Below are 23,693 nucleotides of genomic sequence, written 5' to 3' on the forward strand. Positions count from 1 at the left end.
TGTATTACTTTATTTTCAGCCTGTTTGTTAAGTTTGAAATATTGCCCGAAAGCAATTCGACGTATCTTTTTATTTTCTTGGTTGTAGTTTTTTCAAATTCCTCTTTTCTTATGTCAAAATGCTGAATTCTCTTGTATGAAGAGAGCTTTTTGTTTACTTTCTTGACCTCGGCAAGAATAATCTTATGAAGTTCTTCATCGGTAGGAGTTTTTCCAAGCTCTTCCTCTATTGCTTCCATTTTCGGAACAATCTGGGCGCAGACCTTGGTTTCGTCGTCTCCCGGATCGTTAACGCCATAAACAAGGGATTCCAGGATATACGGGCTTTGATTCAAATACAGTTCGATATCCTCCGGGTAAATATTTTTGCCGTTTTTTGTGACGATAACGTTTTTCTTTCGGCCAGTTATATACAGGAAACCGTCTTTGTCAATTCTGCCGTAATCACCGGTATAAAGCCAGCCGTCTTTTAGCACTTCGCGGGTGGCCTCTTCGTTTTTGAAGTACCCCAGCATTACGTTATCGCCCTTGACGACAATTTCGCCGACCTTATCCCTGCCGGGATTATCAATTTTTATTTCAACACCTGGTAAGGGTAAGCCCACCGAACCATCCTTGTATTCCTTAATCCTGTTAACCGTAACAATCGGTGAACACTCGGTCAGGCCGTAACCCTGAAGGAGATTGAAACCCATTGCACGGAAGGCCTTGCTTACTTTCGGGTTCAAAGCCGACGCGCCCGAAATGATAAGCCTAAGTCTTCCGCCAAGGCTTTCATGCACTTCTTTGAACATCTTTTTCTGTATATCCTTAAATCCGAGTTTTGCAAGCAAAGGTGCGATAAACAGTCCGAACTTAAACTTAAAGTATTTGTTTTCCTTTTTTGTATTTTTTTCTATTTTGTTATATACGTTTTCAAGGATAAGCGGAACCGACATCATAATACTGGGTTTGTATTCCTGTATGTTTTTTGATATATATCTTAAGCCTTCACAGAACCCTATCGATACGCCCAGGTAGATCATGGTTAAAAATCCTGCGGTGCATTCATATGTATGGTGAAGGGGAAGAATTGACAGAATGCTGTCCCGCGTGTCCGCCGTGAGCAACTGCGATACGCCCATTATATCGGCGCATATGTTCCTGTGCGAAAGCATTACTCCCTTGGACTTGTCGGTTGTACCTGAAGTAAAAATAAGCATTCTCATTTCATTGGGATCAATCGGGGCGTCGATGTAGTCCCTGTTGCCTGCTTCAATAAGAGTTCTGCCTTTTTCCAGCAAATCCGAAAGATATATGACGCCTTCGTTGTTTTCTTCCCCAGGCGGATCCATGCTTATAATGTATTTCAAATCAGGCAGGTTCTTTTTTATATTAATAATGTTTTGAATATAATTTGCAGACGTAACAATTGCTGTTGCTTCCGAACGGGTGAGAAGTGAAACGACTTCATTAAGGGGAAGTTCCCTGTCCAGAGGCACTATGATCCCTACTCCGTTGACAACAGCAAGATATGTAAGGCACCATTCGTACCTGTTTTCACTCATAACGGCTATTTTGGCGTTTTTCAACCCCAAATCAAGAAGTGCCGTTCCGAGTTCATTTAACGTTTCAAGGAATTTTTTATATGTAACCGATGTAAAATTTCCGTTGCTGTCTTTGAGGGTGAATGCGCTGCAATCGGGATACAGTTCGGCGCTTTGTCTGACCATGTCTCTCAGATCTACTATTTTTCTGACCTCGAAATATTTTATTTTGTCTTTTTTCATAAAAAACTACCCCACCCGAAAACTTAATAAAATTAATTTAAGTACCAGTCGGTAAATTATAAGTAATTATATTATATCGAATACATATCCGGAATACAATGAATGTTAAAAACTTAATCAGCGTTTCTAAAATTTGTTTTGTATTAAAAATATATTTAAGCAGATTATATTAATGACCCACTTACGCTGTGATAAAGCAAAAAAGCATGATGTCCTTTACGTTAATGGACAAATTCGGAAAGTAAAGGAGGGTGTGACTGGTTATGCAAGTTCAGAAGATGGATAAACCAAATGAAGGTGTTAAATGTGTGGTAAACAGCTGTTATTACTATATGGCCGGTGACAGATGCTCAGCAGAAAGAATAGAAGTGCAGCCCCGCAATGCTTCTTCCAGCGAAGAAACAGACTGCGCAACGTTCATACCTCAGCAGCAGAAACAATAAAGCACACGGGTGGCAAATTTGCCACCCTTTGTTTACAAATTGAAAAATTAATGTTAAATTGTAACAAATTTTTCATAAAAATTGACATACATTGCCTCGTTTTTTGTTGAAACCAATTTCTCCTTATGATATGATAGGATAAGGAATATCCAAAACTTGTCGAAAGAAGGAAAATTCCAGATGAGTGATTTGTTGAAGGTAAACGCGTGCGTATATTCACGAAAAGGTTGCGAACAGGAAGAAAACCGGGATGATTTTTACATGAACGGTAAGTTTTTGTCCGAACGTAACATTGACAATATCGAAGCATCGGTAGATCATCGCGGAAGCGAATTTTTCTTCGCCGTTGCCGATCACATGGAATATTCCGATGAAGAACAGAAAATGAATTTGTCGATCCTCAGGGAAATTGGCAAATTTCACGAGAAAATAACCGTGCAGGACGGAGATATTGATTATAAAACAAGGGAACTCACCACGAGGGTTACCGAAACGGCCAAATACCTTAAAAGTTTTCATGATATGAATGATGTTCCCGAAAATTCTCCGGAACGTAAAATGGGTTTCGCCGGTCTGCTGATTAACGACGGCAAGGCAGTGGTGTTTACATACGGCAGCTGCCGTGTTTTTTACTGTCATGGCGGTGTTTTCAAACGTGTATCCACCATGCAGCAAAAGGCGCAGCCTTTAATTGAGTCCGGCGTTGTCGGTGAATACAGCGAGGAAATGGAAGACATTGATGATTTCGAAGACATCGAAGATAATTTTCGGGTAAACGACAGGGCTGACGATATTGTCGTTTCATATACAGAACCGATCGAATTATTTGAAGGGGATAAATTTCTTCTAATAAGCGACGGGATTTATGATACCCTCGGTGAGGATAATATCAGGGACATACTTTTAATGCGCAGCGACAGCACGTACATAGCCTATAGAATGGTAAACGAGGCAATGAAAAAGGAATGCGGCGACGATATGACCGCCATGGTGGTAAGCATTGAAAGAATTAAATCTGCTGCCGCCCCCAAAAAAGCTCCTTTGAAGTCAAAATCCCCGGAGCCGAAAAATGTACCTCCGCCGACTTATAAGTACAGGAAAAGCAGCATCAGGAAATATGAAAACATAATTTATTACGTGGCTGTATTTCTTACGGCTGTTCTGATTATTTTGATACTGTTCTTTTTTATAAAGAACCTTATGAAAAACTTAAGTGATCCCGGAGATGAAGTCATTGAGCCTACTCCGATAGCCACATTAACGCCGACGCCTACGCCGGAGGTAACTCCTGAACCGACCGAGGAACCTACACCTACTGAAGCACCGGTGCAGGAATATACCGTCCAGCAGGGGGATACGCTGTCTTCGATAGCAAGAAAATTTTACGGCGATAATTATATTTACGTTGAAAAACTCGGCAAATACAATAATATACCTGCGCCATACGATAAAATCATGCTTGGTCAGAAGATCAAAATTCCGCCGTTGGATGTACTGCTTGAAGTTGAATAAATGCAACAAAAGCGGTTCAGCAAACGCTGAACCGCTTTTTTATGAGTTATTTTGCAAAATTCATGAATTTATTAACTTTTCAATAAGAGTATGTCCCTTTTCAACGAAAATCCCCGTCAATGCCGCGCTTTTTTCAGAATAACATTCATAATTGTTTTTCATCGGTTTATTTTTCCGGTAAAGCACATACGGAACAGGATCTCCCGAATGGGTTCTTGTGGAAAGCGGTGTAGGGTGGTCCGGAAGAAGCAGCAGGGAATAGTCCCATTTTGAAAGCCCCTGAAGCAAAGGCCCCAGAAGTTCGGAATCGATAAGTTCTATGGCTTTTACCTTGCTTTCAGCAAGTCCTTGATGTCCGCATTCGTCCGGCGCTTCCACATGGATGTAAACAAAATCCCTGCCGGATTCCAGTTCTTCCAGGGCGGCCATTGCCTTACCCCTGTAATTTGTGTGGAGATTACCCGTCGCGCCTTCAACATACACGGGCTTGAGTCCTGCAAGCATTCCTATGCCGCGGACCAAATCCACTGCCGATATTACGCTTCCTGAAAGCTTAAACTTGTCATAAAAAGTCTCGAGGGACGGTTTTCTCCCCTGACCCCAGAGCCAAATGGAAGTGGCGGGGTTAAGACCTTTTCTTATACGTTCCCTGTTTATCGGATGGTTTTTAAGTATTTTTGTGCTTTCTTTCATAAGTGACAGCAAAAGCTCACCGCCCTCACCTTTTGGAAGGTAATCCCCGATTTTTTTACCGCTTATGTCATGGGGCGGAGTGAGGTTCAGGTTAAGATTCCCGTTTTTCCACACAAGGCAGTGCCTGTAGCTGATTCCGGGATAGAACGAAAACTCGTCGGAATTAAGTTTTTCGGATATTGCCTTTATCAATTCCCTGGCTTCAATGGTGGTAATTTCGCCGGCACTGTAATCAATCATCGTTTTGTCTTCATATTTTTCCTCATCGGATAGGGTAACCAGGTTACATCTTACGGCAACATCGTTCTCGCCAAGGGATACGCCCATGCTCACCGCTTCAAGGGGTGAACGGCCGGTGTAATACAGTTTGGGATTATATCCGAACACCGAAAGATTGGCCACGTCACTGCCGGGCTGAAGACCGTCGGGAACTGTTTTGACAAGTCCCATTTCCCCGTTTTTTGCAAGATAATCCATATTAGGTTTTCTTGCGGCTTCGAGAGGAGTTCTGTTATGTAATTCGGGTACGGGATAATCTGCCATGCCGTCCCCTATAACAACAACATATTTCATTCCAACCACCTTATACAACAGCCTTTCTATGCTTTATTGCATTCCACAGGGATTTTCCCCGGGCATAAGCGAATATTTTTAATTTATTATATATATATCCATCGACATTGTCTAATAATTAGCTAATTTATGGTAATATTAAGACATAAAAAAAGACAAGTCAAGATGACTTGTCTTTTTTAAAATTATTTTTATCCAACCATCGACAGCAGAACACCTGCTGCAATAGCAGAGCCTATAACACCTGAAACATTTGGGCCCATGGCGTGCATCAGCAGGAAATTCTGCGGATTTGCTTCCTGGCCTACCTTCTGTGAAACGCGGGCTGCCATGGGAACGGCAGATACTCCTGCGGAACCTATTAAGGGATTTACTTTACCTCCGGTGGCCCAATACATGATCTTGCCAAACAGTACGCCTGCCGCGGTTCCAAAGGAGAAAGCAATCAAACCAAGTACTATAATCAGAAGTGCCTGCAATCCAAAACCCGGCTGGCTGAGCTTGTCTGCGCTTGCGGTAGCTCCAACCGTAAGGCCAAGACAAATTGTAATTATATTTATCAATGCGTTTTGGGCCGTATCGCTCAAACGTTCTACAACGCCGCATTCTCTGAAAAGGTTACCGAGCATAAGCATTGAAATGAGCGGAGCGGCTGACGGAACAAGCAAAACCGTAAGAAGTGTAACGACAATTGGGAAGAGAATTTTTTCGGTTTTTGATACGGGGCGAAGCTGTTTCATAACAACTTCCCGTTCTTTTTTTGTGGTAAGAGCTTTCATAATCGGCGGCTGGATTACCGGAACGAGGGCCATGTACGAATATGCCGCCAGCGCAATCGGTCCTAAAAGTTCAGGCGCAAGTTTTGTAGTAAGCCATATTGCCGTAGGACCGTCGGCGCCTCCGATGATGGCTATTGAAGCTGCCTGTTTTTCGGTGAATTTGCCAAGAGCCATAGCTGCCGCATATGTTCCGAAAATTCCGAACTGGGCGGCGGCTCCCAATAATAAACTGCTCGGGTTCGCAATCAGCGGGCCGAAATCGGTCATTGCGCCTATTCCAAGGAAGATCAGCGGCGGGAATATTCCCAGCTTAACACCGAGGTAAAGTATATCAAACAGACCGCCTTCATGAAGTATTGCGCCATAGTCAATGGGGGTTTTATCCCACAGCTCCGGATGCATTAACCCTCCCAGAGGAAGATTTGCTGCGAGCATACCGAAAGATATCGGAACCAGCAACAGGGGTTCGTACTTTTTCACAATGGCAAGGTACAGGAAAATGCACGCAATTACTATCATGACGAAATGAAGAGGTGTCATATTAGCAAAACCGGATTCCTGAATAAGATCGGATATTGCATTAACAAAATTCTGCCACATAATAATCTCCTCTTACTGATGATTTTTTATAGCCTTGTAAGTATATATTCGTTTCTTCCTGCGACATTCCATACAGGGGTTGTATGGCCGATACGCTTGATTGATCTGACTCTGAAACCGGTACCTGAGCCACCCATCGCGGCTACGACCGCAGCGGTAATCGCAGCGATGAGTTCCGGGTTTATACCCTGTGGAGATGAATTGGCTGAATTAATACCGGTGTTTTTTACAGTTTCTTTCCTGGGAACGTTATCATTGTCATTTATGTCGCTGCTGTTTTTGGTTTTACTGAATCTCGAGATTATTGAGGAATACAATTTGATAAAGAGTGTCAGCAGTACAAGTGCGCCAAAAACGACCACCATACCAACCAGAACGACGTTTAACGTCATGTTATGCACCTCCCCACAGAAGATTAGTAAAATATGCTTGTGTTAAAATTATCACAATATTCTTTTTCAGTCAATATAACAAGAGCTTTTTAGATTAATTGTATGCTGTGCAAAAATCCGATAAAACCGGGAGAAATTTTAATATTGAAGTTTATTTCGACTTTGGGGTATAATAAACTTAAATTGTAAAATTAATTTTGTATTTTGGAAAATTTCTGTCCCGGCTGATGGATTCTGGGTATATAATATATAGTATTGGCCGTTGACGGTTGATGTTAATCAAATTTAACAGGGAGGTTTATGAAATGGCAAAAGTTAACGAAGATATGCTTATTAAAGATGTGCTTGAGCTGGACGAAGGCACGGCGCCGATTTTCATGAAGCACGGGATGCATTGCCTGTGGTGTCCTTCTTCTTATTTCGAAAGCATTAAGGATGCATGTGCCGTGCATGGCATAGATCCCAGTAAACTTGTGGATGATTTGAACGAATATCTCAGCAGTAAGCAGTAATAAAAAGCCGCCTTGATTTGGCGGCTTTTTATAAGCGAAATTTCCGTTCGGTGATAAAATTGACGCTGTTTTGACAAAAAATATTACCGTTTTGTTTTAATGAGGTGTTGTATGGTATTAAGTCAGATTAGGGATCTGCTTAATGCAGAAATTCACACATGTGCCGATAAAATGGATATCGACATCAAATCGGCGTGCGGCGCCGATTTAATGAGCGATGTAATGGCATTTTCAAAAGAAAATGCAATGCTTCTTACAGGTCTTATAAATCCTCAGGTTATTAGAACGGCCGAAATGATGGATATGCAGGTGGTTGTATTCGTCCGCGGTAAAAAGCCCACGAGTGAGATGTGCAAATTGGCAGAAGAAAAGGGTATTGTTCTTCTGTCGACGAACTTATCCATGTTTACCGCCTGCGGAGTTTTATACAAAGCCGGAATTGTAGGAAAAGGAAGCGAATGTGAGTAGTCTTATCAGGAAAGAATACGATATTCCTGCCAATGATTTTTCACGGGCAGGGGAAGCGTCAAGTAATGTCAGAAAATTATTAACTCAGTTGGGTGTAAATCCGACTATTATTAAAAGAACATCCATTGCCATGTATGAGGCCGAACTCAACGCTGTGATACATGGGAATGGGGGAAAAGCCCGTGTTGAAATTTTTGAAGACAGGATCGAGATACTGGTTTATGACGAGGGACCCGGGATAGCGGATATTGAGCTTGCGATGCAGGAAGGTTATTCCACCGCGCCCGACTATATCAGGGAAATGGGATTTGGAGCGGGCATGGGCTTGTCAAACATCAAAAAAAATTCTGATAAATTTGTTATAGAAAGTGAACTCAATAAAGGAACAAGAGTTTATATAACAATATATCTGTATTAGGAAAGGGCAGTAATATGGCTGAATATTTCCATTCGGTTACACTCGAAAAGGAAAAATGCCGTGGATGCACCAACTGCATAAAACATTGCCCTACCGAAGCCATACGGGTCAGAAACGGAAAGGCCATGATTATTAATGAACGGTGTATAGACTGTGGAGAGTGCATCCGCGTATGCCCGTATCATGCCAAAAAGGCTGTTACCGATCCGCTTTCGGTAATGAACGAATATGAATTCAGGGTGGCGCTGCCGGCTCCGTCACTGTATGGTCAGTTCGGGAAGGAATATTCAAGGGAAAGAATCCTGAAAGGGCTGACGGAACTTGGCTTTGACTGGGTTTTTGAAGTGGCGCGGGCGGCTGAAATAGTGTCTGATGCGACACGACACATATTAAAATCCGGAAAAGTCAGAAAACCTCTTATATCATCCGCATGTCCCGCTGTAGTCCGTTTAATTCAGGTACGGTTCCCGAATTTGATTAACAATATACTGAAATTGGAATCCCCGATGGAGGTTGCAGCAAGAATAGCCAAACAAACCGTTGTTTCCGAGAAAAATATTCCTGCTGAAAAAGTAGGGGTATTTTTTATATCTCCATGCGCTGCCAAGGTTACAAGCGTAAAGGCGCCGTATGAAAAAAAGGAATCTTCTGTGAACGGCGTTTTTTCAATAAAGGATATACATATTAAACTGATGGAAAAAATGAAAAACATACCACCGGATTGTGACTGTGAGCTGGTCTCATCCGGAGCTTATGGCGTCGGATGGGCGGGCTCGGGGGGCGAGTGTGCCGCCCTTGAAAGACCCAAAACACTGGCGGTTCATGGTATTCACAATGTTATAGCCATATTTGAAGAAATAGTTGAAGAGAAACTGAAGGATGTGGATTTCGTCGAGGCGCTGTCCTGTATTGAAGGATGCCTTGGAGGTCCTTTGACTGCGGTCAATCCGTTTGTTGCAAAAACAAACCTGAAATGTCAGGTTAACAGAGCGAAAAGTAAGGATTTTTCCTCCGAAAACACAGCGGCCGATTATCAGGATTTGTTATGGACAAAGGACATGGAATACAAGCCTATATTAAAGCTTGATGAAAACGTGATGAAGGCAATGATAAAAATGCAGAAACTGGAAGAAATAAATGACGGACTTCCCGGTCTTGACTGCGGCGCCTGCGGTTCACCAAATTGCCGTGCCCTTGCCGAGGATATAGTCAGAGGGCTTGCGTTTGAAACCGACTGCATTTTCAAACTGAGGGAAAAGGTTTCTGATCTGGCCGATCAGATGAAAGCCTTTGAGCATATTTACAGAACAAAACAGGATGGTTCAGGCAGGGGGAAAACAAATGACGGTTAAGGATTTTACGGAGCAATTCGGATACGAAATATTGACATGTGCCGACAAAGCGGATAAAACAGAGATAACAGGGGTTTATATCTGCGATCTTTTAAGCATGGCGATGGCGCGCGTAAAAGACGGGAACATGTGGGTTACGGTGCATACAAACGTTAATATTGTTGCCGTGGCGTATCTTACCAATGCCGCATGCATAGTCATTCCAGAGAATATTGAGGTTGAGGAGATTACCGTCAGCAAAGCAGCTGAAAAGGGAATAATTATAATTCGGGCTCCGCACACAAGTTATGAAATATGTGTAAATTATTATCTAAAAAGTTCGGAGTTGAGCCATGGTTAAAGCGGCTGTGGATTTGCATATTCATTCCTGCCTTTCGCCGTGTGCGAGCAATGACATGACCCCCGGCAATATCGTAATGATGTCGAAAATAAAAGGGCTTGATATAATTTCGGTATGCGATCATAACCATACCGGAAACCTTGAAGCCGTTGCAAAAGTAGCCGGTGAAGTGGGGATTTTATTTATTCCCGGCCTTGAACTTGAAACCAGCGAAGAAATACATATCCTTTGCTATTTTCCTTCATTGGAAAGTGCTTTAAACATGCAGGCCGCTTTAAAGGACTTCTATACCGATATAACTAACAGGGAAGATATTTTCGGAGAACAGTGGATTATGGATGAAAACGACCGGCCGGTGAGAAAGGTGGAACACCTTCTGACGGCTGCCACAAAACTTGATTTATACAAATGTGTTTCACTGGTTCGCGAAATGGGTGGGGTTCCCGTGCCCGCCCATGTGGACAGAAATTCTTACAGTATCATATCAAATCTTGGTTCAGTACCCGAAGATTTAGGCTTTAAAACTCTGGAACTGTCAAGATATACGACAAAGACAGATTTTCTTGACAAATATCCTGAATATTCCGGGAAATTCCTTATTACGTCGTCAGACGCCCATGATCTCGGGATGATTCTTGAAAGGGAATCATTTATTGAGCTGGAACGTCTTAGCGTGTATGATGTTTTTGAAAGGCTGAAGGGTTGTGGAGGATAATTATGAATTTTAATGCTGTGGTTGTCAAAAATGAAAAACTTGCGGAGAATATTTACCTTCTCAGGCTGAAATCCGAAAAAATTTCTCATAACGCAGCCCCCGGGCAGTTTGTTAACATCAAGTGCTGTGACGGCCTGGATACATATTTAAGGCGCCCTGTAAGTATTTTAAGGACTCATGGCCCTGAAAACACTTTTGATATTGCATTTATGGTCAGGGGAAAGGGCACGAGGATTTTGTCATGCCTGAAAGAAGGCGATGCCGTGGATTGCATCGGGCCGCTCGGCAGAGGGTTTACACTTCCTGAAAAAGGAGAAAGGATCTGTGTTGTCGGCGGGGGTATTGGGATATTTCCGCTGCTGTATTTGCTGGAAAAAAGTGCCGGTGCTTACAAAGCGGCATTCCTTGGCTTCAGGTCCGGGGGGCTGGTTGTTTTGGGAAAGGACTTCGAAAAAGCGGCAGATCAGCTTATCATATCAACCGACGATGGAAGTTTCGGAGAAAAAGGGCCGGTGACAACGCCTTTTTTGAAATATCTTGAAAAAGAGAGACCTGACAGGGTTTATACCTGCGGGCCTGCGCCGATGATGATAAAGGTGGCCGACGCATGTAATGAAAGAGGCATATTCTGCGAAGTTTCAATGGAACAGCGTATGGGCTGCGGAATAGGGGCATGTCTGGTATGTGTTTGCAGGATAAAACATAACGATGACTGGGCATATGAGCGTATATGCAGGGACGGGCCCGTATTCAGGGCGGAAGAAGTGATTTTTGAATAATGAATTTGGGGAGGAAGCATTCTTGGACTTAACTGTTAATATTGCCGGATTAAAACTGAAAAATCCTGTGATTGCGGCTTCAGGCACGTTCGGTTTCGGAAGGGAGTTCAGTGAATTTTTTGATTTGAATCTTTTAGGAGGTATTTCGGTGAAGGGGCTTACATTGGCTCCGCGGAAAGGAAACCCGCCGCCCAGAATAGCCGAAACCCCTGCGGGAATTCTGAACAGTGTTGGACTTCAGAATCCGGGCGTTCATGCCTTCGTCCGGGACGAAATACCCTTTTTAAGAAAGTTTGATACATGCATAATAGCAAATGTAGCAGGGAATACCGTCGAGGATTACTGTCGCATGGCGGAGATTTTGTCCGATGCTGATATTGATGCCATTGAACTCAATGTTTCCTGTCCGAACGTTAAGGAAGGCTGCCTCATATTTGGCAGCACAGCGGAGGGAATCTCCAAAGTCACATCGGCGGTCAGGAAGGTATGTAAAAAAACACTTATCGTAAAGCTTTCCCCAAATGTAACCGATATAACCGAAATGGCAAAAGCCGCCGAATACTCAGGCGCCGACTGTGTTAGTTTAATAAACACAATTCTGGGAATGGCTATAGATATAAACTCCAGAAGGCCGGTGCTGGGGAACGTCGTGGGCGGGCTCTCAGGTCCGGCAGTGAAGCCAATTGCGGTACGGATGGTATATCAGGTGTCGAAAGCGGTAAAAATACCTGTTATCGGAATGGGCGGTATTTCAAATGCCGATGATGCAGTTGAATTCATGCTGGCGGGTGCATCTGCTGTGATGATAGGAACCGCGGGTTTTGTCAATCCTTATGTTTGGATCGAAACCATTGAAGGAATAAAACAATACATGGAAAAGCACGGGTTTCAAAAGGTTTCGGATATTACAGGGGCGTTAATTGAATAGGATTGATTTTCAAGGTGCCTGATTCAAATATCCGGGGGAAAGGGTGGAGAGATGAAAACGACGATGATATTTGTCCGGCATGCTGAAGCCGTCGGCAATAAAATAAGGGAGTTTCATGGCTGGACCGACGAAAGCATAACAGAACGCGGGCACATTCAGGCCAGGCTCGTGGCGGAGCGGCTGGCAGATATGAAAATAGACGTTATATACAGCAGTGTTCTGAAAAGAACTATGGAGACGGCTGAGTATATATCAAAAGTTAAAGGCCTTCCGATAATCCCCCGTGAAGACCTGAAGGAAATACACGGAGGGCTGTGGGAAGGCATGCGCTGGGATGACCTTGCGAGGATATACCCCGAAGAATATAACACTTGGGAAACACAGCCCCATATCCATCAGATGCCTGAAGGCGAAAGTATGGTATCTTTCCAGCAGAGGCTCATAAAAGCCATTGAGGATATACTTTCTATTGAACGGGGGAAAAACGTCTGCATAGTGACTCACGGCACTGCAATTCGTGTTCTGTTATGCTGGTTTAAGGGGTTGCCCCTTGAGGATGTAATCACAATCCCGTGGTGTGACAATACGGCCGTGACAATAGTAACAGAGGAAAACGGTCGTTTTCATGTGGTACTGGAAGGCTGTTCATGTCATCTGAATGAGGAGACCAGTACTCTGCTGAACCAGGAATGGTTTAAAGAGTATAGGGAAAGATTTTTCGGAAGCAGGTAGTGGAGGTATCGGAAGTATGGAAAACGTCAGGGAAAGGCTGTTAAAAGCTCTTTTTGATACCAGGGCCATACGCGTTTGCCCTGCCGGTGAGCCGTTCTGGTATACATCCGGCAAAATCGGTCCTTACTACATAAACACCCATTTCCTTTACGGCGGTGAGGAAAAGGCAAATTCGCTGCTGAAGGTTATAGACGGGGTGAAGGATAATAAAGAGGAATGTACCGGAGTTTTGCGTGAAATTGTGATGAAAAATTACAATGAAGACGATATTTACAGAAACACAATAGATATACTGGTAGACGCAATTAAAGACACAATACCCGATGATGATTATGACTATATATCGGGCGGTGAACGGCGGGACTGGTTTTTCTCAATAGCGGCTGCGGATTTGCTTCAAAAGCCGCATATAACGATTTTTAAGGATTTGGATGCCTATGTTTTCCAAAACGGCAGGTCCGAAAGATTAATATCGGTTAACGGAGCAAGGGTTCTGCATATTGCCGATTTGATAACCAGCGCGTCAAGCTATGAACGGGCGTGGATACCCGCAATAAGAAATGCGGGCGGCGTTATGAAACATTCTTTTGTAATCATAGACAGAATGCAGGGTGGAAGTGAACTTCTTGAAAAGCACGGTGTCAAATCGAATGCGCTTGTGTGCATAGATGACGGCGTATTTCGGGAAGCATGCCGGAAAAACTATATCAACAAGGGACAGTTGGAAATGGTAAAAAAATATATCGAGAATCCAGACATGTTCATGAAAGAATTTTTTAAAAACAATCCGGATTTTATTGAAAAAGCTCTTAACAGCGGTGATGAGAAAACCGCCTCGCGGGCAAGGCTGTGTATTGAGAAGGGATATTGCAATATTTCATGAAGCAGCCTGCCGGTGTGGTTGTTTTTGATGCCAGTGGGTTATTGTCCGTTTTAAATTTTATTGACGGACAATTCTTTTAAATTTAATTTATTTTATTGTCATAATGCAAAAAGATATTGAGGAGTTTGAATTAATGCGTATTCCTGCCGAGTTTGAAAATAAATTCAGAAATTTAATGGATCCCTCCGAGTTTGATGAATTTATCTCCGCCCTTAATGAAGAGCGGGTTACTGGCTTAAGGATAAACAGTCTTAAAATAGATTTAGACACATGGGAAAAAATAACTCCTTTTGAAATTCAACCCGTGCCATGGTCGAGCTGCGGTTTTTACATTGAGGACGATTCCAGGCCCGGGACCCATCCCTATTATCATGCCGGTTTATATTATATCCAGGAACCCAGCGCAATGTTCCCGGCGGAGGTACTGGCCGTAGAACCCGGAGACAGGGTATTGGACCTTTGCGCGGCACCCGGTGGGAAAACGGTGGCGCTGGCTGCAGCTATGAAAAATCAGGGTTTTTTACTGTCCAACGACATAAATCCCAAAAGAATTAAAGCCCTTGTTAAAAACATTGAACTGTGCGGCATAACAAATGCCGTCGTTACCAACGAAACCCCCGAAAAACTTTCAGGATTTTACGAAGGGTTTTTCAGTAAAATTCTTTTGGACGTTCCGTGTTCGGGCGAAGGAATGTTCAGAAAAGACGCCGATGCGGTAAAAAGCTGGAATAAATATAAAGCGGAAGAACTTCAGGTGCTCCAGCGGGAGATTTTTGACTATGCCTACCGAATGCTTTCACCGGGCGGCAGGCTGGTTTACTCCACCTGTACTTTTAACCCTGAAGAAAATGAACAGAACATTGCTTATTTTTTGAAAAATTATCCCGATTTGTACCTTGTAGACATACCGAAAAAATTTGGAATAGAACCGGGAAGGCCGGACTGGGCCGACGGTAATCCGGAACTTTTGAAAACAGCCAGATTATGGCCTCACAGGATAAAGGGTGAAGGGCATTTCGTCGCGCTGTTCGCAAGGCAAGGCGAGTTTAAACGGGATAAGACCGGAACGGGAACCGATGAGCCTTTAAAAAGTTTCGTGGAATTCTGTGAACGTATTCTGTTAAATCCTCCTCAGGGCATTTATCGGGTTGACCGATTCCATATAAATATAATTCCGCCTGAATTTGAATATACTGAAAAACTTAGAATTATTAAAACCGGACTTTATCTGGGAGAGGAAATTCACGGAAAATTTGAACCTTCCCAGGCGTTTGCAATGGCGCTGGATTGGAGCAATGTCAGAACAAAAAAAGGATTTTCGGCTGACGATCCTGAGCTTATACGTTATTTAAAGGGCGAAACCTTGTTTTTTGAAGGTGAAAAGGGGTATATTTTAATTGGAGTGGAGCGTTATCCTCTTGGCTGGGGGAAAATGGACGGCAGCCGTTTAAAAAACATGTACGCGAAAGGGTGGAGAAAAACAAGATAAGGCAAAACATCCATAGGACGGAAAAATAAATGTAATAATTCACCTGACCGGTAAATAATAACCTGATTGACGTAAAAAATTTCGGGAAAAAATAAAAAATAAATAAATTTTTGCTTGACATTCGGGCGGTTCTGTCTTAAAATAAGTTTGCGTCTTTTCTGAGGGATGTAGAAAAGAACCGTAGGCTTGGGCTGTAAACTTTCGGTGGGTGTAGTTCAGTTGGTTAGAGCGCCAGATTGTGGCTCTGGAGGTCGTGGGTTCAAGTCCCACCATCCACCCCAAATGAAGTAGCAAAGAAGGCGGAAGCTGTGAAGTAATTTCCGGTTTCCGACTTCAATACGATGGGATGTAGCCAAGTCGGTAAGGCACCAGACTTTGACTCTGGCATGCGTAGGTTCGAGTCCTGCCATCCCAGCCAGGATAAGACCCACTAGCTCAGGCGGCAGAGCACTTGACTTTTAATCAAGGTGTCCGGAGTTCGAGTCTCCGGTGGGTCACCAAAACCCCTGTAACTTTGTGGTTATAGGGGTTTTTATTATTTTTTAAAAATATTTTCAGAGCACTTGATTTAACCATTACGTCCGTTTTTTTGTATGTTGTTTTGGGGCTGAAAAATGAAGTAATTCCATGATTTATTCAGTGTGGTTTTGTTTTTAAAGTCTAATCTTTGTTTTGTCTTTACCAATCCAGTTAGGCATCAGGTAAAAAATTCTGACAGATCAACGGCTTATTGAAACTGAAAACTGTCTGATTATTGAATTGGGGTTAAAAATGGCTTAATATATGATTATCGGGGGTATTACAATTGGAAATAGATGTTGTTAATTTGGGTCTGATGGACTATAACAAGGCACTTGAAATCCAGATCGGCAAATGGCAAAGGGTGGCGAATGAAGAGGAAAGGGACACCTTGTTTCTGGTCGAGCATCCCCCTGTTATAACCCTCGGAGTGAGAGGCAAAAAGGAAAACATACTTGTTCCGGAAGAGGAACTTGAAAAAATGGGTGTTTCGGTTGTGCAGGTCAGCCGTGGCGGGGACGTTACCTATCATGGTCCCGGCCAGATAGTGGGCTATCCTGTTATGAACCTGAAACACTTCGGCAGGGATATCCATTATTTCGTTGAAAAAATCGAGGATACTTTTATTAAGCTTTTGAAGGATGATTACGGCATAGATGCATGCCGCGGGGATAAAACATATACAGGGGTATGGGTTGGAAACGATAAGATCACCGCTATAGGAATACAGGTGAAACGCTGGACCACGATGCACGGTTTTGCCTTTAATGTCAACACCGACCTGTCCCATTTCAACTGGATAATTCCGTGCGGCCTTTCGGACCGGGGCGTAACATCTCTTCAGAAACTTACAAACCGGAAGCAGGACATGAATAAGCTCTTTAAAAGAACTGCCGAAGCGTTCTGCGAAAGTTTCGGTGTTACACCAAATTTCGTCGATTATAATGAGTAATCCGGGAGGAGAATATGGAAAGGGCAAGAAAGCCCGAATGGTTGCGTGTTAAGGCACATTCGGCCAAAGGACTTGAATTTGTGGAAGAAATGCTAAAGAATCTTCATCTGAATACCGTTTGTGACGAGGCTGCATGCCCGAACCGTGGCGAGTGTTTTGGCAGGAAAACTGCCACGTTCATGATATTGGGAAACGTCTGCACAAGGAATTGCACTTTTTGCAATGTATCAAAAGGCAAGGTTCAGCCGGTTGACGAAAATGAACCCGAAAGAGTTGCAAAGGCCGTTAAGGCGCTGGGGCTTAAACATGCGGTGATTACATCGGTTACCCGGGACGATTTGCCCGACGGAGGAGCGGGGCATTTCGCCAGAGTGATTGAGGCTGTCAGAAACACCGCGCCGGGAGTCACCGTCGAAGTTTTGATCCCGGATTTTAAGGGAAACGTGGAGGCGTTGAAAAAAGTAGTAAATGCGCATCCGGAAATAATCAACCACAATGTCGAAACGGTACCGGAATTGTATTCCGAAGTACGGCCAATGGCAGATTACCGGCGTTCACTTGAGGTGCTGAAAAACGTAAAAGAGCTCGATAAATCCATTTATACTAAGTCGGGAATCATGGTTGGGCTTGGCGAAACCGAGGAACAGGTCATATCGGTAATGCAGGATTTGCGAAAGGTGGGCTGCGACTTTCTGACCATTGGACAGTACCTTGCGCCGTCAGTCATGCACCATCCTGTCGTTGAATATGTCCATCCCGACAGGTTTAAAGCCTATGAGGAAAAAGCTTACCAGATGGGTTTTCTGTATGTTGCTTCGGGTCCATTGGTAAGAAGCTCGTACATGGCCGATCAGGCTATTGATAAAATCAACCTATCCTGAACTCACCTGGGTTTCCCGGTGAGTTTTTTAAGAAAAATACAACGGTAATAAATAAACTAAATTTTATATAAGCAGTTCAGGCATGAAGCCTGCACATAGCCGACAATGTTCGGTAAGATCAGCTTTTCCTGAACTCGCCGGGGGTTTTTCCGGTGAGTTTTTTAAACACTTCATAGAAGAATTTCATGTCTTTGAATCCTACCTGATGTGCTATATCCGTTACTTTCATGTCGGTGTTTTTCAGAAGGTTGCAGGCTTCGTCAATCCTTAAATTCTGAACATAGTCGGTAAAGCTGATACCTGTAACTTCTTTGAACAGCCTGCTGAAATAATTTTTGCTGATGAACGATTTCGCCGCCAGCTCATCAAGCCTGATATCCGTTTTATAATTATTTCTGAGGTATTCAACAGCCTGATAAACGAGACGCTGATTCTGCTGGGATATGTTGCTCTGTCTGTTTTTATCCATAAGCCTTAATATTTTTACAATCAGTTCGATAAGATACGCCCGGATTATCTCAATATAACCCTTGTTTCTGTTTTTGTATTCCTCATACATTTTTCGGAACAAATTGCCTATATCCTGGTATTCAGTGCCTTTGAGACTCAAATCAGCATTTTTCGGGCTTTCTTCCGGGAAAAATGATTTAAACAGAAATGATGAAAAAATATCCTGAAAATACATGCTTCCGATAAGTGAAGCATCAAGGAAATTGGGCATGAAAACGCAGTTATATACCACAGGTTCGGTACCGTCCGCAGGATCGGGGAAAAAGCCGTGGGGCATATCATAGTTGACTATGAAAAGATCGCCCTTGCTTGTGTTATATTTCCTGTCCCCGACTATGTGCAGGCCCTTCCCTGAAATGACGTAGGCGATTTCAATGAAATCATGCTTGTGCATGATTCCGTTGAATTCCTTAAGTTCATCCGAACGATTTACATAAACAAGCTCGTTATCCCTGAACAGGCTTTTGCCTGTCAATACCGGTACGGCATCGGTTTTCATATGAACACGCCCAAAGTAATACGTAATATGGCTCAAGCTGTAATTATTTAAGTTATTACCTAAAAAAATAATAACATATACCAATGATTATTAAAAGAATTTTAATTATGATATTGTTATAATGGTAAAACTATGTTTAAAGAAAAGAGGTATGTTCTATGAGCGGAAAGGCCGGTTCAAGGGTTTGGTTTATTCCGGACGGGTTTTATCCGTCAACAAGCTCAGGGAAATTAAAGAGTCATGAAGCAATCTGCGTCTTAAATCCAAACAGGGAAGATGCGCATATCTCAATAACGCTTTATTTTGAAGACAGGGAGAAAATGACGGGGTTTGAGGCTGTCTGCGGTGCCGAAAGGACAAAGCATATACGAATGGACCAGTTGAAGGACAAAAACGGAAACGGCGTGCCGATGGACGTACCCTATGCGATGATGGTGGAAAGCGACGTGGAAATCATCGTGCAGTACAGCAGGATGGATACAACCCAGTCGGAAATGGCGCTTATGACTACCATTGCCTATCCTTTATAAAAAGACCGCCAACGGCGAGATAAAAGGAAAATGGAAGAGGAGGGATATTATGTATTTATACAACAAGGACAGAATTGAGCAGGACTACAAAGCCGCAAAGGAAATATACGCAGCATATGGTGTTGATACCGACAGGGTTATGGAAGAAATGAAAACAATCCCGGTTTCAATTCACTGCTGGCAGGGCGATGACGTTGTAGGGTTTGAAAATGCGGGCGGAACGTCCAGCGGCGGAATAATGGCCACCGGAAATTACCCCGGCAGGGCGCGTAACGGCGATGAGTTAAGACAGGACATGGACAAAGCGTTGAGTTTAATCCCCGGGAAACACAGGGTTAATATTCATGCGATGTATGCAGAGACCGGCGGTAAAAAAGTGGATCGGGACGAAATAACCGTTGAACATTTTCAGCGCTGGATAGACTGGGCAAGGGAAAAAGGTATCGGAATAGATTTCAATCCCACGTTTTTTGCACATCCTCTCGCCGATTCAGGTTATACTCTTTCAAATCCCGATGAAAAAATACGTAAATTCTGGATAGAACATGCCAAACGTTCAAGAGAAATTGCCGCGGCAATAGGTAAGGCGTTAAATTCACCTTGCGTGAACAATATATGGATTCCTGACGGTTCAAAGGATTTGCCTGCCGACAGGATAACAAAACGGCAAATATTGAAAGAAGCTCTTGATGAAATACTGGATAAGAAATACGACAGAAACTTTCTTGTCGATTCAGTGGAATCAAAGCTTTTCGGCATCGGTTCCGAAAGCTATGTTGTAGGTTCCCACGAATTCTATATGGGATATGTGATGAGCCGTGACGATGTAATTCTTTGCCTTGATGCCGGACATTTCCATCCCACCGAAACAATAGCCGACAAAATTTCTTCAATTCTGGCCTTCAAGGATGAACTGCTGCTGCATGTGAGCCGCGGGGTACGCTGGGACAGCGACCATGTGGTTATATTCAATGACGATACTTTGGCGATAGCGCAGGAGATTAAGAGATGCGACGCATACCGGAAGGTTCACATTGCCCTCGATTTCTTTGATGCGTCAATAAACAGAATCACCGCATGGGTAACCGGAACAAGGGCAACACTGAAAGCTATTATGTATTCATTGCTTGAGCCCACACACCTGCTGGTTGAAGCGGAAAAAGACGGTAATCTCGGAAACAGGCTTGCGCTGATGGAAGAATTTAAGGCGCTGCCTTTTGGTGCGGTATGGAACAAATACTGTGCTGAAAACAATGTACCTGTTGGATCGGCATGGCTGGAAGAAGTGAGGAAATACGAGGAAGAAGTGCTGTCCTTAAGAAAGTGAGGATAATGTAAATGTATAGCGAAGGGTTAAAAGACCTGGTGAGAATTTCACAGGCTGCAGGGAAGAGCCCCGATCTTGTGCAGGGCGGCGGCGGAAACACGTCGGTTAAACTTGATGATGCGCTCATGGCGGTCAAGGCTTCGGGATACAAACTTAAGGAAATAACCACAACCGATGGTTTTGTTGTGGTAAATTATAAAAATATAAAGGAATATCATGAAAATGTTGATTTATCGAAAAATACAGACTACGAAAAGGAAAGCGGAGAGTTTGTCCGGGCAAATGTGGTGCCGGTGGAGGGGTTAAAACCTCTGAGACCCTCGGTTGAAGCTGGTTTTCATTCGGTTCTTTTAAAGTACGTTATTCATACCCATCCGGTGTATTCGAATATAATTTGCTGCTGCGAAAGCGGTCAGGAGCTTGCGGAAAAAATATTCGCGCACAGAAAGTACGGATTTGTCTGGATCCCATACATTAATCCCGGCTTTATGCTTACGCTTGCTATAATGAAAGAGGTTAAAAAGCATATATCAGATAAAGGATTTTTCCCGCAGGTTATTTTTATGGAAAACCACGGTCTGGTTGTGACCGCCGACACCGCTGATGAGTGCATCGGGTTGCATGAAGACGTGCTTGACACCATACGGGATTACTTCAATATTACCGAACCTTTTCCGGAAGTAGCGATAGAACCCCTTCCTGACGGAACTTTCAGAAGCAGGACCGGATACCTGCAGGAATATTTTAAGGGAAGAAACGTAAGCGCATCGTTCTTTGACGAAACCATACTTTATCCCGATCAGATGGTTTACCTTGGAGGGAATATTTCGGTTAACGGTACCGAAAATAAAATGAATATTAACACCGAAACCGGCGAAATCATATACAGAACCGGCGAAAAAGAAGCGCTTACAATGGAAGAAACCCTTATGGGTTTCATATACGTTGTCGAGAACATACGCAAAAACAATCTTAAAATTAAAACAATGGGGGAAAGGGAAGCCGATTTTATCAGGAACTGGGAAAGCGAAAAATACAGAAAAAGTCTTCTGAAATAGTTTTTTTGCAAGCGGGGCGAAAACCCCGCTTTTGTTTTTTCATGAAAAAATTATTAGTAAGATATCAAATTATGCATGACTTGACATGAAATATACAGAGGATTAAATTTATTATGTGAGGGTAAATAAAGGAAGTAGGTTATCTGTTTCGGATTTGAGGAAAAGAGGTGTAACAGAATGAAAATATTAAACAGAGAGGATTTTATAAGAAAAAGCACGGATGTTCTTGAAAAAATAGTTGACATGCTGGAAAAGCTTCCGTCGGTTAAGTTTTCCGACTTGAACGCCGAACAGACCGCTTTAGTGATTGTTGACATGATAAACGGCTTTGTAAGGGAAGGCGCGCTTAAAAGCCCGAGAGCAGAAGCTCTGATTCCCGAAATTTCCCGACTGTCAAAAGCCTGCGATGAGCTTAAAATCACAAAGCTCGCTTTTGCCGACAGCCATACCGGAGAATCTCCGGAATTTGACTCCTATCCCGAGCACTGCATCCGCGGTACGTCAGAAAGCGAGGTTGTGGATGAGCTGAAGGAAGTAGGCGGGTATATATTGATTCCGAAGAACTCAACGAACGGATTTCATGAAGAGGAATTTCAGAAATGGCTTAAAAGGAATGAAAAAATTAATACATTCATAGTAACCGGTGTTTGCACCGATATCTGCGTTCAGCAATTCGCAATAACTTTAAAAACATGGTTCAATATGATGAACAAAAAATCAAGGATAATAGTTCCGATCAATACCGTCGATACCTATGATTTGGGTGTGCACAATGCTGAACTGACACACGTTATGGCGTTATACAACATGAGCACTAACGGGATTGAGCTGGTTTCCGAAATAAAATAACACGAGGGTGAGGCTGTTTTCGGCCTTCAGGCGGGGTGCTTTTCAATGTATAAAGCATTGATTGTCGATGATGAGCCGTCGGTTATTGAAGGGTTAAGGATAATGATACCCTGGGAAACCGTGGGTTTTGAAATATGCGCTGATGCCCGGAATGCTCAGGATGCTCTGTTAAAAGCCGAGGAATACCGGCCGCATTTGGTTATAACCGATATCCGAATGCCGTTTAAAAGCGGGCTGGAACTAATCAGTGAAATAAAAAAAATGGATTTGGCTGATGAGTTTGTAATTTTAAGCGGTTATTCCGAGTTTGCCTACGCCCAGGAGGCCATGCGCCAGGGTGTAAGCCATTACCTTTTGAAACCTCTTGACCGGGATGAGGTGGTTGCTGTTCTGCAGGAGATAAAAGGCAAACTTGATGCGGTGTTTCTGGCTGAATACGGGTTTGCCCAGGAAGAAATTGAAAATTTCAGAAAGAGCCGGATTCTTTACAAGGAAAACGGAGATAATTCCAGCGGCGGACAAAAAGGCACATGGAAATTCACATGGGAAGGTTTTGACGAAGAACTGACCAGTGCGCTTCAGCTTATGAATTATCAGAGCGCAAGAAAAGTGGTAGACAAGCTTTTCAATTATATAAAATCGAGGGATATAAGCCTGCCTGAAGCAAGGGTTATTGTAAGCAGCTGTATTTATCACATACTGCGCATGGCTTATGAGAAAAACATAAAAATAGATTTTGTATTGCCTGAAGAAATCAACGGGGAATTAAGCCTTTCAGAACTGAAAAATTTGATACTCGGGCTGATTTCGGAAACAATAAACCTAATGCTTGAAAACAGAAAAACAAATTCAAAAAGTTATCTCTACAGGGTGAAAGCGTACATAGATCAAAATTACAGCCAGGATTTGAAGGTCTCGTCCCTTGCAAAAATGGAGTTCATAGAGGCAGGTTATCTGGGGGAAACCTTTGCCAAACAGTTTGGATGCAGCATAAATGAATACATAAACAAGGTCAGGATTAACAAGGCAATGGAGCTTATCCGTACCACAGATATGAAGTTGAATGATATTGCCTATGCCGTGGGGTATAAAAGTTATAATAATTTTTTCTCCAATTTCAAAAAAATCGCCAATATAAAACCCACTCAGTTTTACGAAAGGTATTCGCATAGCCTGAAAAAGGAATAATTTC

At 43.0% G+C, this 23,693-nt stretch carries 25 protein-coding genes and 3 tRNA genes; 23 read left to right on the top strand and 5 right to left on the bottom strand.

The window, feature by feature from the left end; genetic code table 11:
• Nucleotides 1-4 precede the first annotated feature (4 nt).
• Complete coding sequence (locus tag CST_RS02930; protein WP_015358339.1) at nt 5-1,768, bottom strand: AMP-dependent synthetase/ligase; 1,764 nt, start codon at nt 1,766-1,768, stop codon at nt 5-7.
• Nucleotides 1,769-2,031: 263 nt separating this feature from the next.
• Here CST_RS02930 and CST_RS02935 point away from each other — a divergent pair, with 263 nt between their 5' ends.
• On the top strand, nt 2,032-2,211 hold the full coding sequence (locus tag CST_RS02935) for a DUF1540 domain-containing protein (RefSeq protein WP_015484889.1): 180 nt from the start codon (nt 2,032-2,034) through the stop codon (nt 2,209-2,211).
• A 180-nt stretch (nt 2,212-2,391) separates the two neighbouring features.
• Nucleotides 2,392-3,723, top strand: a complete 1,332-nt coding sequence (locus CST_RS02940) for a LysM peptidoglycan-binding domain-containing protein (RefSeq protein ID WP_015358341.1) — start codon at nt 2,392-2,394, stop codon at nt 3,721-3,723.
• Between the two features lie 60 nt (nt 3,724-3,783).
• Here the strand turns inward: CST_RS02940 and CST_RS02945 are convergent, their stop codons facing one another.
• From CST_RS02945 to CST_RS02955, 3 genes are all read right to left on the bottom strand, one after another.
• A complete protein-coding gene (locus tag CST_RS02945; protein ID WP_015358342.1) occupies nt 3,784-4,989 on the bottom strand; it encodes a cofactor-independent phosphoglycerate mutase in 1,206 nt (401 codons plus the stop codon).
• A gap of 191 nt (nt 4,990-5,180) precedes the next feature.
• Nucleotides 5,181-6,368 (bottom strand): sodium ion-translocating decarboxylase subunit beta, encoded by a 1,188-nt coding sequence (locus CST_RS02950; protein ID WP_015358343.1) that lies wholly within the window; start codon nt 6,366-6,368, stop codon nt 5,181-5,183.
• 26 nt (nt 6,369-6,394) lie between these two features.
• Nucleotides 6,395-6,760: an OadG family transporter subunit gene (locus CST_RS02955; protein ID WP_015358344.1), complete on the bottom strand. Its 366-nt coding sequence runs from the start codon at nt 6,758-6,760 to the stop codon at nt 6,395-6,397.
• A 305-nt stretch (nt 6,761-7,065) separates the two neighbouring features.
• On the opposite strand from CST_RS02955, the gene CST_RS02960 reads away from it, so the two are divergent.
• The 16 genes from CST_RS02960 (at nt 7,066) to lipA (ending at nt 17,728) form a co-directional block, all read left to right on the top strand.
• Nucleotides 7,066-7,272, top strand: coding sequence for a DUF1858 domain-containing protein (locus tag CST_RS02960; RefSeq protein ID WP_015484890.1), 207 nt, complete (start codon nt 7,066-7,068; stop codon nt 7,270-7,272).
• Nucleotides 7,273-7,383: 111 nt separating this feature from the next.
• Nucleotides 7,384-7,740: a DRTGG domain protein gene (locus tag CST_RS02965; RefSeq protein WP_015358346.1), complete on the top strand. Its 357-nt coding sequence runs from the start codon at nt 7,384-7,386 to the stop codon at nt 7,738-7,740.
• A complete protein-coding gene (locus CST_RS02970) occupies nt 7,733-8,158 on the top strand; it encodes an ATP-binding protein (RefSeq protein WP_015358347.1) in 426 nt (141 codons plus the stop codon). Before CST_RS02965 ends, CST_RS02970 begins: the two co-directional genes overlap by 8 nt.
• Before the next feature lie 14 nt (nt 8,159-8,172).
• The gene (locus CST_RS02975; RefSeq protein WP_015358348.1) at nt 8,173-9,510 is read left to right on the top strand and encodes a [Fe-Fe] hydrogenase large subunit C-terminal domain-containing protein; all 1,338 of its coding nucleotides are present in this window, start codon (nt 8,173-8,175) and stop codon (nt 9,508-9,510) included.
• On the top strand, nt 9,500-9,850 hold the full coding sequence (locus CST_RS02980; RefSeq protein WP_015358349.1) for a hypothetical protein: 351 nt from the start codon (nt 9,500-9,502) through the stop codon (nt 9,848-9,850). The genes CST_RS02975 and CST_RS02980 overlap by 11 nt, the downstream gene beginning before the upstream one ends.
• A complete protein-coding gene (locus CST_RS02985; RefSeq protein WP_015358350.1) occupies nt 9,843-10,565 on the top strand; it encodes a PHP domain-containing protein in 723 nt (240 codons plus the stop codon). Before CST_RS02980 ends, CST_RS02985 begins: the two co-directional genes overlap by 8 nt.
• Before the next feature lie 2 nt (nt 10,566-10,567).
• A complete protein-coding gene (locus CST_RS02990) occupies nt 10,568-11,344 on the top strand; it encodes a dihydroorotate dehydrogenase electron transfer subunit (RefSeq protein ID WP_015358351.1) in 777 nt (258 codons plus the stop codon).
• Between the two features lie 22 nt (nt 11,345-11,366).
• Nucleotides 11,367-12,272, top strand: a complete 906-nt coding sequence (locus CST_RS02995) for a dihydroorotate dehydrogenase (RefSeq protein ID WP_015358352.1) — start codon at nt 11,367-11,369, stop codon at nt 12,270-12,272.
• Nucleotides 12,273-12,323: 51 nt separating this feature from the next.
• The gene (locus CST_RS03000; RefSeq protein WP_015358353.1) at nt 12,324-13,004 is read left to right on the top strand and encodes a histidine phosphatase family protein; all 681 of its coding nucleotides are present in this window, start codon (nt 12,324-12,326) and stop codon (nt 13,002-13,004) included.
• Between the two features lie 16 nt (nt 13,005-13,020).
• A complete protein-coding gene (locus tag CST_RS03005; RefSeq protein ID WP_015358354.1) occupies nt 13,021-13,887 on the top strand; it encodes an orotate phosphoribosyltransferase in 867 nt (288 codons plus the stop codon).
• Between the two features lie 133 nt (nt 13,888-14,020).
• Nucleotides 14,021-15,376 (top strand): RsmF rRNA methyltransferase first C-terminal domain-containing protein, encoded by a 1,356-nt coding sequence (locus CST_RS03010; protein ID WP_015484891.1) that lies wholly within the window; start codon nt 14,021-14,023, stop codon nt 15,374-15,376.
• A 204-nt stretch (nt 15,377-15,580) separates the two neighbouring features.
• A tRNA-His gene (locus CST_RS03015) sits at nt 15,581-15,657 on the top strand.
• Between the two features lie 61 nt (nt 15,658-15,718).
• Nucleotides 15,719-15,794, top strand: a tRNA-Gln gene (locus CST_RS03020).
• A 6-nt stretch (nt 15,795-15,800) separates the two neighbouring features.
• A tRNA-Lys gene (locus CST_RS03025) sits at nt 15,801-15,876 on the top strand.
• A gap of 305 nt (nt 15,877-16,181) precedes the next feature.
• Nucleotides 16,182-16,847 carry a lipoyl(octanoyl) transferase LipB gene (lipB, locus tag CST_RS03030; RefSeq protein ID WP_015358356.1) on the top strand — a complete coding sequence of 222 codons (666 nt, stop codon included), beginning with the start codon at nt 16,182-16,184 and terminating at the stop codon, nt 16,845-16,847.
• A 14-nt stretch (nt 16,848-16,861) separates the two neighbouring features.
• The gene (gene lipA / locus CST_RS03035; RefSeq protein WP_015358357.1) at nt 16,862-17,728 is read left to right on the top strand and encodes a lipoyl synthase; all 867 of its coding nucleotides are present in this window, start codon (nt 16,862-16,864) and stop codon (nt 17,726-17,728) included.
• A 118-nt stretch (nt 17,729-17,846) separates the two neighbouring features.
• On the opposite strand, the gene CST_RS03040 is transcribed toward lipA, so the two are convergent.
• Nucleotides 17,847-18,737 carry an AraC family transcriptional regulator gene (locus tag CST_RS03040; RefSeq protein WP_015358358.1) on the bottom strand — a complete coding sequence of 297 codons (891 nt, stop codon included), beginning with the start codon at nt 18,735-18,737 and terminating at the stop codon, nt 17,847-17,849.
• Nucleotides 18,738-18,895: 158 nt separating this feature from the next.
• On the opposite strand from CST_RS03040, the gene CST_RS03045 reads away from it, so the two are divergent.
• From CST_RS03045 to CST_RS03065, 5 genes are all read left to right on the top strand, one after another.
• The gene (locus CST_RS03045) at nt 18,896-19,267 is read left to right on the top strand and encodes a sensory rhodopsin transducer (protein ID WP_015358359.1); all 372 of its coding nucleotides are present in this window, start codon (nt 18,896-18,898) and stop codon (nt 19,265-19,267) included.
• Between the two features lie 49 nt (nt 19,268-19,316).
• Nucleotides 19,317-20,594 carry an L-rhamnose isomerase gene (locus CST_RS03050; protein WP_015358360.1) on the top strand — a complete coding sequence of 426 codons (1,278 nt, stop codon included), beginning with the start codon at nt 19,317-19,319 and terminating at the stop codon, nt 20,592-20,594.
• Nucleotides 20,595-20,605: 11 nt separating this feature from the next.
• Entirely contained in the window at nt 20,606-21,652 is a 1,047-nt protein-coding gene (locus tag CST_RS03055; protein ID WP_015358361.1) for a class II aldolase/adducin family protein, read from the top strand.
• A 177-nt stretch (nt 21,653-21,829) separates the two neighbouring features.
• Nucleotides 21,830-22,501 carry a cysteine hydrolase family protein gene (locus tag CST_RS03060; RefSeq protein ID WP_015358362.1) on the top strand — a complete coding sequence of 224 codons (672 nt, stop codon included), beginning with the start codon at nt 21,830-21,832 and terminating at the stop codon, nt 22,499-22,501.
• Nucleotides 22,502-22,546: 45 nt separating this feature from the next.
• Nucleotides 22,547-23,689, top strand: coding sequence for a response regulator transcription factor (locus tag CST_RS03065; protein ID WP_015358363.1), 1,143 nt, complete (start codon nt 22,547-22,549; stop codon nt 23,687-23,689).
• Nucleotides 23,690-23,693: the final 4 nt, after the last annotated feature.

This window comes from Thermoclostridium stercorarium subsp. stercorarium DSM 8532 (assembly GCF_000331995.1).
Classification (GTDB): domain Bacteria; phylum Bacillota; class Clostridia; order DSM-8532; family DSM-8532; genus Thermoclostridium; species Thermoclostridium stercorarium.

Bases quoted from the DNA above. Each gene is read 5' to 3' on its own strand.
- CST_RS03050 (WP_015358360.1), top strand. From the start codon at position 19,317: ATGTATTTATACAACAAGGACAGAATTGAGCAGGACTACAAAGCCGCA.
- CST_RS03055 (WP_015358361.1), top strand. From the start codon at position 20,606: ATGTATAGCGAAGGGTTAAAAGACCTGGTGAGAATTTCACAGGCTGCA.
- CST_RS02960 (WP_015484890.1), top strand. From the start codon at position 7,066: ATGGCAAAAGTTAACGAAGATATGCTTATTAAAGATGTGCTTGAGCTG.
- CST_RS02980 (WP_015358349.1), top strand. From the start codon at position 9,500: ATGACGGTTAAGGATTTTACGGAGCAATTCGGATACGAAATATTGACA.
- lipA (WP_015358357.1), top strand. From the start codon at position 16,862: ATGGAAAGGGCAAGAAAGCCCGAATGGTTGCGTGTTAAGGCACATTCG.
- CST_RS02990 (WP_015358351.1), top strand. From the start codon at position 10,568: ATGAATTTTAATGCTGTGGTTGTCAAAAATGAAAAACTTGCGGAGAAT.
- CST_RS03000 (WP_015358353.1), top strand. From the start codon at position 12,324: ATGAAAACGACGATGATATTTGTCCGGCATGCTGAAGCCGTCGGCAAT.
- CST_RS03010 (WP_015484891.1), top strand. From the start codon at position 14,021: ATGCGTATTCCTGCCGAGTTTGAAAATAAATTCAGAAATTTAATGGAT.
- CST_RS02955 (WP_015358344.1), bottom strand. From the start codon at position 6,760: ATGACGTTAAACGTCGTTCTGGTTGGTATGGTGGTCGTTTTTGGCGCA.
- CST_RS02945 (WP_015358342.1), bottom strand. From the start codon at position 4,989: ATGAAATATGTTGTTGTTATAGGGGACGGCATGGCAGATTATCCCGTA.
- CST_RS03005 (WP_015358354.1), top strand. From the start codon at position 13,021: ATGGAAAACGTCAGGGAAAGGCTGTTAAAAGCTCTTTTTGATACCAGG.
- CST_RS02940 (WP_015358341.1), top strand. From the start codon at position 2,392: ATGAGTGATTTGTTGAAGGTAAACGCGTGCGTATATTCACGAAAAGGT.
- CST_RS02965 (WP_015358346.1), top strand. From the start codon at position 7,384: ATGGTATTAAGTCAGATTAGGGATCTGCTTAATGCAGAAATTCACACA.
- CST_RS03060 (WP_015358362.1), top strand. From the start codon at position 21,830: ATGAAAATATTAAACAGAGAGGATTTTATAAGAAAAAGCACGGATGTT.
- CST_RS03045 (WP_015358359.1), top strand. From the start codon at position 18,896: ATGAGCGGAAAGGCCGGTTCAAGGGTTTGGTTTATTCCGGACGGGTTT.
- CST_RS02930 (WP_015358339.1), bottom strand. From the start codon at position 1,768: ATGAAAAAAGACAAAATAAAATATTTCGAGGTCAGAAAAATAGTAGAT.
- CST_RS03065 (WP_015358363.1), top strand. From the start codon at position 22,547: ATGTATAAAGCATTGATTGTCGATGATGAGCCGTCGGTTATTGAAGGG.
- CST_RS02935 (WP_015484889.1), top strand. From the start codon at position 2,032: ATGCAAGTTCAGAAGATGGATAAACCAAATGAAGGTGTTAAATGTGTG.
- CST_RS02975 (WP_015358348.1), top strand. From the start codon at position 8,173: ATGGCTGAATATTTCCATTCGGTTACACTCGAAAAGGAAAAATGCCGT.
- CST_RS03040 (WP_015358358.1), bottom strand. From the start codon at position 18,737: ATGAAAACCGATGCCGTACCGGTATTGACAGGCAAAAGCCTGTTCAGG.
- CST_RS02985 (WP_015358350.1), top strand. From the start codon at position 9,843: ATGGTTAAAGCGGCTGTGGATTTGCATATTCATTCCTGCCTTTCGCCG.
- CST_RS02950 (WP_015358343.1), bottom strand. From the start codon at position 6,368: ATGTGGCAGAATTTTGTTAATGCAATATCCGATCTTATTCAGGAATCC.